The sequence below is a fragment of the Pseudomonas sp. HR96 genome (assembly GCF_034059295.1).
Lineage (GTDB): Bacteria > Pseudomonadota > Gammaproteobacteria > Pseudomonadales > Pseudomonadaceae > Aquipseudomonas.
Genome location: NZ_CP139141.1, coordinates 4,784,156 through 4,795,672 on the forward strand (window position 1 = coordinate 4,784,156; position 11,517 = coordinate 4,795,672).

Below are 11,517 nucleotides of genomic sequence, written 5' to 3' on the forward strand. Positions count from 1 at the left end.
AATTTTCCCGAACATATATTTCGAATCATTTCAGGCGCAACCATAACCGTCGCATCGACCGGTAGCAAACCCGCCTTGCCCGCTGTCACCCAACCATCACCAAAGGGTCACTTGGCTGACACCGCGCCTGCATAGCCTGAGCCTGCCCACTCAGTCTACGGCCGCGCCGATGGCAGGCTCATGGAGACCGCAATGACTCAGATCGCCCGCATCAAGGAGCCTCGCCCGGAACGCCGTCTGCAAGCCGAGCGGTTGATCGGCGGCCAGGCCTTACGTGAGGCCCAGGCCCTGCGCTACGCCGTGTTCAGCCAGGAATTCGACGCCCGCCTGCAAGGCGCCGAACTGGGTTTGGACCGCGACACCTACGATTCGCATTGCAGCCATATCGGCGTGCGCGACCTGAGCAGCGGGCAACTGGTGGCCACCACGCGCCTGCTCGACCACCAGGCCGCCGACGGGCTGGGCGGCTTCTACAGTGAAGAGGAATTCAGCCTGCACGGGCTCAAGGGCCTGCAAGGGCCGATCCTGGAAATCGGCCGCACCTGCGTGCACCCGGCCTACCGCAACGGCGGCACCATCGCGGTGCTGTGGAGCGAGCTGGCCGAGGTACTCAATCAGGGCGAGTACCGCTACCTGATGGGCTGCGCGAGCATCTCCATGCAGGACGGCGGCATCCAGGCCGAAGCCATCATGCAGCGCCTGCGCGAACGCTACCTGTGCAACGAGCACCTGCGTGCCGAGCCGCGTCACCCGCTGCCACCGCTGGACCTGCCGCACAACGTCATCGCCGAACTGCCGCCTTTGCTCAAGGCCTATATGCGCCTGGGCGCCAAAGTCTGTGGCGAGCCCTGCTGGGACCGCGAGTTCCAGGTCGCCGACGTGTTCATCCTGCTCAAGCGTGACGACCTCTGCCCGCGCTACGCCCGCCATTTCAAGGCGGCCGTGTGATGGTCCGGGCGCGCCTGCTCGGGCGCATCCTGCGGATCCTCGGGGTGGTGATGATCGGCCTGCTGATGGCCGGCACCGTGCGGCTGCTGCAACTGACCCGCCTCAGCGACTCCAGCGAGCGCCGCCTGCGCTGGTCGCAAGCCTTCATGGCGCGCCTGACCCGGGCGCTGCCGTTCGAGGTGAGTGTGCAGGGTCAGCTGCCCAGTCAGCCCATGCTGTGGGTCGGCAACCATGTCTCCTGGACCGACATCCCAGTGGTCGGCATGCTGGCACCGCTGGCGTTCCTGTCCAAGGCCGAGGTGCGCGGCTGGCCGGTGGCCGGCTGGCTGGCGGAACAGGCCGGGACCCTGTTCATCCGTCGCGGCGCCGGCGACAGCCAGTTGACCCGTCGGCAGATGACCCTGCAACTGCAAGGGGGTGCGCCTGTGCTGATCTACCCCGAAGGCACCACCACCGACGGCCGCGCGCTGCGAACCTTTCACGGGCGCTTGCTGGCCAGCGCGCTGGACGCCGAGGTACCGGTGCAGCCGATCGCCATCCGCTATGAGCGTGACGGCCAGCTCGACCCGCTGGCGCCGTTCATTGGCGAGGACGATCTGCTCTCGCACCTCCTGCGTCTGCTGCGCGCCGAGCGCAGCCAGGTGCAGGTGCACCTGCTGACACCGATCAGCAGCGCCGGCAAGGAGCGCGCGGCCCTGGCCCATGAATGCCAGCTGGCGGTGCAGCAGGCGCTGTTCGGCGTGGCAGCGCAAGAGGTGCAGCGTCAGGCGGCGTGAGTGGTCGGTACGCAGAGACGCGCGTAGGCTTCCCCCGTGATGTGAAGGTCCGACCCCGTCTGCGACGCCGCGCTGTCGCGCCGCAAACTGGACCGTGCAGGAGCCGGCGCAGCTGGCGACAGGCCGCGCGGGCGTCCGTCGGTGGCCGTGATTGAATCCCGAGCCTGGCCTGGTGGCCTCCCGGGGGCACAGTTCACGGCGTGGGAGGGGGCAAAGCCCCCGAGAGGCCGCAAGGCCGGTTTGATCTTCGGGCGCCTGACGAAATGTCCAATATGGCCGCCACCGGCCGCCCGTGCGGCCCATCGCCAGCTTCGCCGGCTCCTACGCCACCTGGGCACCCCGGACCGTTGTAGGAGCCAGCGCAGCTAGCGAGGGCATCACCTCGGTGGCCAATTGAATCATTTGCCGGAATCGCAGCCCATGCCCAATCAAACCTGGCGTCCGAGTTGCTTCGCTCGCCAGCTTCGCCGGCTCCTACGCCATCTGTAGGGTATCCCGGACCGTTGTAGGAGCCGGCGCAGCTGGCGAAGGCATCACCTCGGTGGCCATTTGAATCATTTGCCAGAATCGCAGCCCATGGCCAATCAAACCTGGCGTCCAGGGTTGCATCGCTCGCCAGCTTCGCCGGCTCCTACGCCACCTGTGGGGTATCCCGGACCGTTGTAGGAGCCGGCGCAGCTGGCGAAGGCATCACCTCGGTGGCCAATTGAATCATTTGCCGGAATTGCAGCCCATGGCCAATCAAACCTGGCGTCCAGGGTTGCATCGCTCGCCAGCTTCGCCGGCTCCTACGCCACCTGTGGCCCCCCCGGACCGTTGTAGGAGCCGGCGCAGCTGGCGAAGGCATCACCTCGGTGGCCAATCGAATCATTTGCCGGTATCGCAGCCCATGGCCAATCAAACCTGGCGTCCAGGGTTGCATCGCTCGCCAGCTTCGCCGGCTCCTACGCCATCTGTAGGGTATCCCGGACCGTTGTAGGAGCCGGCGCAGCTGGCGAAGGCATCACCTAGGTAGCCGGTTGAATCATTTGCCGGAATCGCAGCCCATGGCCAATCAAACCTGGCGTCCAGGGTTGCATCGCTCGCCAGCTTCGCCGGCTCCTACGCCACCTGTGGCCCCCCCGGACCGTTGTAGGAGCCGGCGCAGCTGGCGAGGGCATCACCTCGGTGGCCATTTGAATCATTTGCCGGAATCGCGGCCCATGCCCAATCAAACCTGGCGTCCGAGTTGCCTCGCTCGCCAGCTTCGCCGGCTCCTACGCCACCTGTGGGGCCCCCCCCGGACCGTTGTAGGAGCCAGCGCAGCTGGCGCGAGGGCATCGCATCGGGCACCAATTGAATCATTTGCCGGAATCGCAGCCCATGCCCAATCAAACCTGGCGTCCGAGTTGCTTCGCTCGCCAGCTTCGCCGGCACCTACGCCACCTGTAGGGTATCCCGGACCGTTGTAGGAGCCGGCGCAGCTGGCGAAGGCATCACCTCGGTGGCCATTTGAATCATTTGCCGGAATCGCAGCCAATGCCCAATCAAACCTGGCGTCCGAGTTGCTTCGCTCGCCAGCTTCGCCGGCTCCTACACGACCTGGGCACCCCGGACCGTTGTAGGAGCCGGCGCAGCTGGCGAGGGCATCACCTCGGTGGCCAATCGAATCATTTGCCGGAATCGCAGCCCATGCCCAATCAAACCTGGCGTCCGAGTTGCTTCGCTCGCCAGCTTCGCCGGCTCCTACGCCACCTGTAGGGTATCCCGGACCGTTGTAGGAGCCGGCGCAGCTGGCGAGGGCATCACCTCGGTAGCCATTTGAATCATTTGCCAGAATTGCAGCCCATGCCCAATCAAACCTGGCGTCCGAGTTGCTTCGCTCGCCAGCTTCGCCGGCTCCTACGCCACCTGTGGGCCCCCCGAGTTGTTTCAAGGCATGGGAGACAATTGTTGCTGTTCCCGCGCAAACGCCTGCACCTGCGGGTAAAACCCGCGAAAGGCCTCGCTCAGCGGCTCGTACAACGCGCGCACTTCGGCGTAAGCGCCGTGCAGCCCCTCGGGCCGCGACAAGCGCCGGGCAATGCCGTTGAGCACTTGCTCGATAACGCGAAAATCCCGGTAAGAGCCCAGCCAGTCCTCGCCGATCATGTGCGGCGCTACCATGGCCAGCCGGCCCGGCAGCTCGGCCTCGTCACGCAACACCTGATAGACCTGGCGGGTGAAGTGATCCAGCGGCTGGGGATGGTATTCGCGCCAGTGGCGCGCCAACACATGGTCGAAGAACACGTCAACGATGATGCCGGCGTAGCGCCGGCGCTCGGGCGAAAACAGCTGCAATGCTGCCAGCACCAACGGATGACTGTCGGTGTAGGCGTCGATCCGCCGATGCAGGCGTATGGCGGCTTCCAAAGGCGGCGGGAAACGGTCTTCCAACCTGCCCTTGACGAAGTCGCCGTACAGGCTGCCAAGCATTTGTTGGGGGCTGGGGCCGCCCAGGTGCAGGTGCGCGAGATAGTTCATGGGGGCCAGCTTAGCACTTTGCCATCAAGGCCGTTATAGCTTGAAATTCCATTTGGCTATGGCCTTAGCACCACTCCATATTTGTATATCGCGAAATACCGAACTATATTTCGTCGCATCGCGATATACCGTTCCGCCAAGGGTGAATCATCATGTCTCTGGATCTCGACGAAATAATAAAAGCGCTGGCTCACCCCACGAGGCGCGAAATTCTGGCCTGGCTCAAAGACCCGCAGCAGCAGTTTCCCGCTCAGCAGCACGCTCACGAGAACGGTGTCTGCGCCGGGCAGATCGATCAACGCTGCGGCCTGTCGCAGTCGACCGTCTCGGCGCACCTGGCCACCTTGCAGCGCGCAGGGCTGATCAGCAGCAAGAAGGTCGGCCAATGGCATTTCTTCAAACGCAACGAGGACACCGTGCAGGCGTTCCTCCGCCAACTGAGCCTGGAGCTCTGAAAAGGATTCATTCATGCCCCTGTCCCTGATCATCCTGGCGCTCAGCGCCTTCGCCATCGGTACCACCGAGTTCGTCATCATGGGCCTGCTGCCCGACGTCGCCAGCGACCTTGGGGTGTCGATTCCCGGTGCCGGCTGGCTGGTGACCGGTTATGCCATGGGCGTGGCCATCGGCGCGCCGTTCATGGCCCTGGCCACCGCGAGACTGCCGCGCAAGGCCGCGTTGGTGGTGCTGATGGGCATTTTCATCGTCGGCAACCTGCTTTGCGCACTGGCCAGCGACTACAACGTGCTGATGTTCGCCCGGGTGGTCACCGCCTTGAGCCACGGCGCCTTCTTCGGCATCGGTTCGGTGGTGGCGGCCAACCTGGTACCGGCCAACCGCCGCGCCTCGGCGGTGGCCTTGATGTTCACCGGCCTGACCCTGGCCAACGTGCTTGGCGTGCCGCTGGGCACCGCCCTGGGCCAGTACGCCGGCTGGCGCTCGACCTTTTTCGCGGTGACGGTGATCGGCGTGATCGCCCTGCTCGGCCTGATCCGCTTTCTGCCGCACCAGCGCGACGAACAAAGGCTCGACCTGGGCGCCGAGGTCTCGGCGCTCAAGAGTGGGCGCATCTGGCTGTCGCTGGGCATGACGGCGTTGTTCTCCGGCTCTATGTTCGCCCTGTTCACCTACATCGCCCCGCTGCTCGGTGACGTCACCGGCGTTTCGCCGCACGGTGTGACCTGGACCCTGCTGCTGATCGGCCTGGGCCTGACCCTGGGCAACATCGTCGGGGGCAAGCTGGCCGACCGACGCCTGAGCGCCACCTTGACCGGCGTATTCATCGCCATGGCGGTGGTCAGCACCGCGCTGCGCTGGACCAGCGTGGCGCTGATTCCAACCGAAATCACTCTATTCCTCTGGGCTACCGCCACCTTCGCCGCCGTGCCGGCCCTGCAGATCAATGTGGTCAGCGCCGGCAAGGCCGCGCCCAACCTGGTCTCGACCCTCAACATCAGCGCCTTCAACGTCGGCAATGCCCTTGGCGCCTGGGTCGGTGGCGCGGTGATCGCCAGGGGCCTGGGCCTGACCAGCGTGCCGCTGGCCGCTGCGGCGCTGGCGGTGCTGGCCTTGATCCTTACCCTGATTACCTTCAGGCAGAGCGCCGGGCCCGACCTGGCGCCTGCCGCCCGCTGATCCTTCCGACCCACGAGGCTGCTTCGATGACGACCATTTTCGACCCTATCAAGCTTGGCGCACTGCAACTGCCGAATCGTATCCTGATGGCCCCGCTGACCCGTTGCCGCGCCGATGAAGGCCGCGTGCCCAACGCGTTGATGGCCGAGTACTACGCTCAGCGCGCCAGTGCCGGCCTGATCATCACCGAGGCCACCTCGGTGGCACCGATGGGTGTCGGCTACCCGGACACCCCCGGCATCTGGTCCAACGACCAGGTGCGCGGCTGGACCCAGGTGACCAACGCCGTGCACGCGGCCGGCGGGCGCATCATCCTGCAACTGTGGCACGTGGGGCGTATCTCCCACGAGCGCTACCTGGACGGCGAGAAGCCGGTGGCGCCCAGCGCCATCCAGCCTTCCGGGCATGTCAGCCTGGTGCGGCCACTGGCCGACTACCCGACGCCGCGCGCGCTGGAGACGGCAGAAATCGCCGACATCGTCGACGCCTTCAGGGTGGCGGCGGAGAACGCCAAGGCTGCCGGCTTCGATGGCGTTGAAGTACACGGCGCCAACGGCTACCTGCTCGATCAGTTCCTGCAGAGCGGTACCAACCAGCGCACCGATCAGTACGGCGGCTCGGTGGAAAATCGGGCGCGGCTACTGCTGGAAGTCACCGACGCGGTCAGCGAGGTATGGGGCGCCGACCGCGTAGGCATGCACCTGGCACCTCGCGGCGACATGCATGACATGAGCGATGCCGACCGCAGCGAGACCTTCACCTATCTGGCGCGGGAACTGGGCAAACGCGGCATCGCCTTTATCTGCTCGCGCGAGAAAGAGGCCGACGACAGCATCGGTGCCTTGATCAAAGAGGCGTTTGGTGGCCCGTACATCGTCAACGAGCGCTTCGACAAGACCAGCGCCAACGCGGCGCTGGCCCGCGGCGAAGCGGACGCGGTGGCATTCGGCGTGCCCTTCCTGGCCAACCCCGACCTTCCGGCCCGGCTGGCCGCCGATGCGCCGCTGAACGAGGCCAAGCCCGAGCTGTTCTACGGCAATGGAGCGAAGGGGTACACCGACTACCCGACGTTGTAATCGTCAAACAGGCCTGACGGCCTCTCGGGGCCAATGTGGGAGAGGTCGCAGACCCCGAGAGGCCGCCAGGCCGGTCTTGGGATTCAATCACGGCCACCATCGGCCGCCCGCGCGGTCATCGCGGGCTTCGCGCGCTCCGTTTGTTTCGCCCGTATTCCGCCAGCGGCCCTCAGCTACGACCCCCTTGGCGCCTGGCGAAACTTCCCGAGAGGCCGCAGGCCGGTGGTTCGTTACTGCCGCGAATTGATCTGCTGTTGCAGGTTCTGCACCTGGCTCTGCAAGGCGATGATGTTGCGTGTGACCTGGCCTCGGAAGCTGTCGAACTCGGCGGTATTGCTCGACGCGGCCGGCGCCGCCGCACGGTTGTCCTGCTCGCTCTTGAGCACCACCAGGTCCTGCTCGATCTGTTCCAGCCGCGCGCTGGGGTTGCCTTGTTTCTTCAGCGCCGCGACATCGTTGCCAAGGGCTTCGAGCTGGCTCCGGTCACCCTGGGCCGCCTTCAGCGTTGCCAGGTCGGCTGTCAATGTCTTCACCTGAGCCGCCAGCTGTTCATTGGCCGCCTGCTGTGCGGTCGCCTGGGCGTTGGCCTGGGCCAGCGCGTCTTCCAGGCGCTTGCCCAGCCCACTCTGCAGCCCCATCACCCCCTGCTGTTGCTGGCGCGCCTGCTCTTCGAGCTGCGCCTGCAACTGCTCGACCCGGGCCTTCAAGGCTTCGGCACCGGAGTTGGCGCTGGTCTCGGTATTGGCCACCTTGCCGCTGATAGCCTGCAAGCGCCCAGCGGCGTCTTCACTGATGCGGGCGAAACTCTCCTGGGTGGCGACCAGCTGCGCCTGCATCATTGACAGGTGCTGGAAGCTCCACCAGCCGAGCCCCAGCAGGGCGATGCTGAGCGCGCCGATCAACGCCCACAGGGCGCCCATCATCGGCGCCTTGACCCGCACCACCGGGCTGGTCCGCGAATACAGCGCCTCAGGCTCACGCTCCCGGTGCCCGCGGGCCACTGGCTCGAACTCGTGGTCGCGCTCGTCGGCGCGCAAGCTGGGCAGGTGGTCGTCAAAATCGTCGCTGGCGTCTCTACGCATGGTGGCTCAACCTTCGGGGACCTGGGCCAATCGACTGGCCGCAAAATTCGAGAATCTTAAACTGCCTGTGGGGGCGGATCGACCGGCAATTGTAACCGCTACAGGTTGGCGATGCGTTCACTGGCCTGCCACCATGCGCAGAATTCATCCAGCGCCGTCCACAGGCTGACAGCAGGCTCGTAGCCCAGATGATGACGGGCGCGGGCGATGTCCAGGGTGAAACTCTTGTTCAGCACCTGCATGCCCAGCCGCGACAGGGTCGGCTGTGGCCGCCCTGGCCACAGCCGACAGGCACCTTCATTGACCATGGCTGCCGCATAGGCCAGGCCAAACGAGCGATAGCGCAGCACCGGCGGCAACTGCATCTGGCGCAGCACGTAGTTGATCACGTCCCAGATCGGCAACGGCGTGCCATTGCTGATGTTGTAGGCCCGGCCCAGCGCTGTCGGCCCCACGTGCAACGCGCTGTACAGCGCCTGGTTGAGGTTGTGCACGCTGGTGAAGTCGACCTTGTTCAGGCCGTCGCCGACGATGGCCAGGCGGCCCTTGCGCTGCATCTGCAACAGCCGCGGAAAGATCGCCCGGTCGCCGGCCCCGGTGACCATGCGCGGACGCAGGGCCAGCACCTCGAGGCCGAATTCGGCAGCGCCGAAGACCTTCTGTTCGGCGAGGTACTTGCTGGCGCCATAATGGTCGTGAAAGCGCCTGGGCAGTTGGTCTTCCTTGATACCCAGGTGCGAACGGCCGTCGAAGTAGATCGACGGCGACGACAGATGCACCAGGCGTTGTACATGCTCCTTGAGGCAGGCCTCGACCACGTTCTCGGTGACCTCGACGTTGGCCTGCATGAAATCCTGGCGCCGGCCCCAATGGCCGACGGCGCCGGCGCAGTGCACCACCGCGTCGACGCCGATGCACAGGCGCCGAGCCAGGTCGGGGTCGCTCAAGTCGCCCGGCATGAACTGCGCGCCACGGCGCAGCAGATGTTCCACGGCGTCGGCGCGGCGGGCATTGATGCGCACCTGCAGGCCCTGCTCGAGGGCGTAGCGGGCAAAACGCCCACCGATGAAGCCACTCGCGCCGGTGACCAGAATCTTCATTTAACCCAAAGCCTCATTCATTGCTCATCTCATCGCTCGGTTCATTGCCCGATCAACACCTTGCGACAGGCCACGGCCAGACACTCGGTCAACTGCTCGAGCAACTGCCCGCCACTGCGCCAATAGTGCCAGTACAACGGCACGTCCAGCGGATTATCCGGCAAGAGCTCCACCAACACACCCCTGCCCAGCTGTTCGCGCACCTGCAACTCAGGCACCAGCCCCCAACCGATGCCGGCTTCGGCCATGCGCATGAAGCCTTCGGAGGACGGGCACAGGTGATGCAGGAACGGTCCGTCCAGGCCCAGCGCTGCAACATAGCGATGCTGCAAGGTGTCGTCCGGGCCGTACACCAGCGCCGGCGCCTGCGCCAGGGCCTTGCCATCAACGCCGTTGGCAAAATGCCGGGCCATGAAGGCCGGGTTGGCCAGCGCCCGGTACCGCATGGCGCCCAGCGCCAGGCTGCGCGCCCCGGAAACCGGCCGTTCGCTGGCACACAGGCAGGCTGCGACTTCACCGGCACGCATGCGCTTGAGCGAGACCTCCTGATCTTCCACCACCAGGTCCAGCAACAGCCCCTGCTCGGCGCAGAAGGCTCCCACCGCCGCCGCCCACCAGGTGGCGAGGCTGTCGGCGTTGACTGCCACGCGCAAGCGCTGCGGCGCGCGCTCCTCATCCAGGCTCGGTACCTGGCCCTGCAACCCACGCTCCAGCAGCCGTACTTGCTGCACATGGTTGAGCAACTGGCGTCCCAGCTCGGTGGGTGCCGGCGGCGTGGCACGGATCAGCACCGGCTGCCCCACGCGCGCCTCCAGCAGCTTGATGCGCTGCGACACCGCCGACTGCGACAGGCCGAGTTGCTGCGCAGCGCGCTCGAACCCGGCCTGCTCGACCACCGCCGCCAGGGCAGCGAGCAATTTGTAATCGAACATCAGATTACCTAATGAGGGGTTAGGATTATTCGTTTTCCTTATACAGCACTGACCGCCACCCTGGCAGCTCATTCGAGGAGCGCAGCACATGTGGCAAAGCTATATCAACGGGTTACTGGTCGCCGCCGGGCTGATCGTGGCCATCGGCACGCAGAACGCCTTCGTGCTGGCGCAAAGCCTGCGCCGTGAGCACCATCTGGCCGTGGCCAGTTTGTGCGTGCTGTGCGACGCCCTGCTGGTGGCGGCCGGAGTGTTCGGCCTGGCCACGCTGCTGGCGCGCAATCCAGCCCTGCTGGCAGTGGCGCGTTGGGGCGGCGTGGTGTTTCTGGTGTGGTACGCGAGCAAGGCCCTGCGCCGAGCGTTCGCCCGCCAGGGCCTGGCCCAGGCCGGCGAGGCAGGCAGCCGTGCGCTCGGTGCGGTGCTGCTCAGCGCCCTGGCGGTAACCCTGCTCAATCCCCATGTCTATCTCGACACGGTGTTGTTGATCGGCTCGCTTGGCGCCCAGCAGACGGTCCCGGGGGCCTATGTCGCCGGTGCCGCCAGCGCCTCGCTGCTGTGGTTCTTCAGCCTGGCCCTGGCTGCCGCCTGGCTGGCTCCGTGGCTGGCGCGCCCGGCCACCTGGCGCCTGCTTGACCTGCTGGTGGCCATCATGATGCTGGTGGTGGCCGGGCAGTTGATCCGCGGCTAGGGCGCGGCGGAACCTCTATCCCCTACAGTTGTTGCGTGGTTAAGGCTCTGCCCCGGTGCTATGATCCTGACCCTGCGCCGCAAAGAGTAAAAACTCGCCGGCGTATTTCTGGCCGCCCGTGATCGGCCTTGCGCTCACCGCAACAGACCTGATTAGGAGAATCACCCATGGCTTTTGAATTGCCTCCGTTGCCTTACGCCCATGACGCACTGCAACCGCATATTTCCAAAGAAACCCTGGAGTTTCACCACGACAAGCACCACAACACCTATGTCGTGAACCTGAACAACCTGATCCCTGGTACCGAGTTCGAAGGCAAGACCCTCGAAGAGATCGTCAAAACCTCTTCGGGCGGCATCTTCAACAACGCGGCCCAGGTCTGGAACCACACCTTCTACTGGAACTGCCTGGCCCCCAACGCCGGCGGCGCACCGACCGGCGCGCTGGCTTCGGCCATCGACCAGGCTTTCGGCTCGTTCGACAAGTTCAAGGAAGAGTTCAGCAAGACCTCCATCGGCACCTTCGGCTCCGGCTGGGGCTGGCTGGTGAAAAAGGCCGACGGCTCCCTGGCCCTGGCCAGCACCATCGGCGCCGGCAACCCGATCACCAGCGGCGACACCCCGCTGCTGACCTGCGACGTCTGGGAACACGCCTACTACATCGACTACCGCAACCTGCGTCCGAAGTATGTAGAAGCGTTCTGGAACCTGGTGAACTGGAAGTTCGTCGCCGAGCAGTTCGAAGGCAAGACCTTCACTGCCTGAGCCACGCCCGCGTA

11 protein-coding genes are annotated in these 11,517 nt (G+C 65.4%); 7 read left to right on the forward strand and 4 right to left on the reverse strand.

All coding sequences use genetic code 11. The features are described from left to right. Window positions 1–192 precede the first annotated feature (192 nt). Both olsB and SFA35_RS21420 read left to right on the forward strand, forming a co-directional pair. Window positions 193–948 (forward strand): L-ornithine N(alpha)-acyltransferase, encoded by a 756-nt coding sequence (gene olsB / locus SFA35_RS21415; RefSeq protein ID WP_320572506.1) that lies wholly within the window; start codon window positions 193–195, stop codon window positions 946–948. Beyond that, window positions 948–1,724, forward strand: coding sequence for a lysophospholipid acyltransferase family protein (locus SFA35_RS21420; protein WP_320572507.1), 777 nt, complete (start codon window positions 948–950; stop codon window positions 1,722–1,724). Before olsB ends, SFA35_RS21420 begins: the two co-directional genes overlap by 1 nt. Window positions 1,725–3,635: 1,911 nt before the next feature. Here SFA35_RS21420 and SFA35_RS21425 read toward each other — a convergent pair. Then, window positions 3,636–4,226, reverse strand: coding sequence for an ACP phosphodiesterase (locus SFA35_RS21425; protein ID WP_320572508.1), 591 nt, complete (start codon window positions 4,224–4,226; stop codon window positions 3,636–3,638). A gap of 152 nt (window positions 4,227–4,378) precedes the next feature. Between SFA35_RS21425 and SFA35_RS21430 the strand changes: the two genes are divergently transcribed. Genes SFA35_RS21430 through SFA35_RS21440 form a run of 3 tightly spaced genes read left to right on the forward strand, consistent with a single transcriptional unit; the run spans window position 4,379 to window position 6,937 of the window. Next, window positions 4,379–4,681, forward strand: coding sequence for a helix-turn-helix transcriptional regulator (locus SFA35_RS21430; protein WP_320572509.1), 303 nt, complete (start codon window positions 4,379–4,381; stop codon window positions 4,679–4,681). A 13-nt stretch (window positions 4,682–4,694) separates the two neighbouring features. Continuing rightward, a complete protein-coding gene (locus tag SFA35_RS21435; RefSeq protein ID WP_320572510.1) occupies window positions 4,695–5,861 on the forward strand; it encodes an MFS transporter in 1,167 nt (388 codons plus the stop codon). A 26-nt stretch (window positions 5,862–5,887) separates the two neighbouring features. Next, entirely contained in the window at window positions 5,888–6,937 is a 1,050-nt protein-coding gene (locus tag SFA35_RS21440) for an alkene reductase (RefSeq protein ID WP_320572511.1), read from the forward strand. Between the two features lie 230 nt (window positions 6,938–7,167). Here SFA35_RS21440 and SFA35_RS21445 read toward each other — a convergent pair whose 3' ends face one another. From SFA35_RS21445 to SFA35_RS21455, 3 genes are all read right to left on the reverse strand, one after another. After that, window positions 7,168–8,019, reverse strand: a complete 852-nt coding sequence (locus tag SFA35_RS21445; protein ID WP_320572512.1) for an ATPase — start codon at window positions 8,017–8,019, stop codon at window positions 7,168–7,170. 98 nt (window positions 8,020–8,117) lie between these two features. Next, the gene (locus tag SFA35_RS21450) at window positions 8,118–9,119 is read right to left on the reverse strand and encodes an NAD-dependent epimerase/dehydratase family protein (RefSeq protein ID WP_320572513.1); all 1,002 of its coding nucleotides are present in this window, start codon (window positions 9,117–9,119) and stop codon (window positions 8,118–8,120) included. Between the two features lie 41 nt (window positions 9,120–9,160). Next, entirely contained in the window at window positions 9,161–10,051 is an 891-nt protein-coding gene (locus tag SFA35_RS21455; protein WP_320572514.1) for a LysR family transcriptional regulator ArgP, read from the reverse strand. Window positions 10,052–10,139: 88 nt separating this feature from the next. Here SFA35_RS21455 and SFA35_RS21460 point away from each other — a divergent pair, with 88 nt between their 5' ends. Beyond that, the gene (locus tag SFA35_RS21460) at window positions 10,140–10,739 is read left to right on the forward strand and encodes a LysE/ArgO family amino acid transporter (protein ID WP_320572515.1); all 600 of its coding nucleotides are present in this window, start codon (window positions 10,140–10,142) and stop codon (window positions 10,737–10,739) included. A 167-nt stretch (window positions 10,740–10,906) separates the two neighbouring features. Beyond that, the gene (locus SFA35_RS21465) at window positions 10,907–11,503 is read left to right on the forward strand and encodes a superoxide dismutase (RefSeq protein WP_320572516.1); all 597 of its coding nucleotides are present in this window, start codon (window positions 10,907–10,909) and stop codon (window positions 11,501–11,503) included. The last annotated feature ends 14 nt before the right edge of the window (window positions 11,504–11,517 follow it).

Excerpts from the sequence above, each read along its gene's own strand:
- olsB (WP_320572506.1), top strand. The coding sequence starts at position 193 with ATGACTCAGATCGCCCGCATCAAGGAGCCTCGCCCGGAACGCCGTCTG.
- SFA35_RS21420 (WP_320572507.1), top strand. The coding sequence starts at position 948 with ATGGTCCGGGCGCGCCTGCTCGGGCGCATCCTGCGGATCCTCGGGGTG.
- SFA35_RS21425 (WP_320572508.1), bottom strand. The coding sequence starts at position 4,226 with ATGAACTATCTCGCGCACCTGCACCTGGGCGGCCCCAGCCCCCAACAA.
- SFA35_RS21430 (WP_320572509.1), top strand. The coding sequence starts at position 4,379 with ATGTCTCTGGATCTCGACGAAATAATAAAAGCGCTGGCTCACCCCACG.
- SFA35_RS21435 (WP_320572510.1), top strand. The coding sequence starts at position 4,695 with ATGCCCCTGTCCCTGATCATCCTGGCGCTCAGCGCCTTCGCCATCGGT.
- SFA35_RS21440 (WP_320572511.1), top strand. The coding sequence starts at position 5,888 with ATGACGACCATTTTCGACCCTATCAAGCTTGGCGCACTGCAACTGCCG.
- SFA35_RS21445 (WP_320572512.1), bottom strand. The coding sequence starts at position 8,019 with ATGCGTAGAGACGCCAGCGACGATTTTGACGACCACCTGCCCAGCTTG.
- SFA35_RS21450 (WP_320572513.1), bottom strand. The coding sequence starts at position 9,119 with ATGAAGATTCTGGTCACCGGCGCGAGTGGCTTCATCGGTGGGCGTTTT.
- SFA35_RS21455 (WP_320572514.1), bottom strand. The coding sequence starts at position 10,051 with ATGTTCGATTACAAATTGCTCGCTGCCCTGGCGGCGGTGGTCGAGCAG.
- SFA35_RS21460 (WP_320572515.1), top strand. The coding sequence starts at position 10,140 with ATGTGGCAAAGCTATATCAACGGGTTACTGGTCGCCGCCGGGCTGATC.
- SFA35_RS21465 (WP_320572516.1), top strand. The coding sequence starts at position 10,907 with ATGGCTTTTGAATTGCCTCCGTTGCCTTACGCCCATGACGCACTGCAA.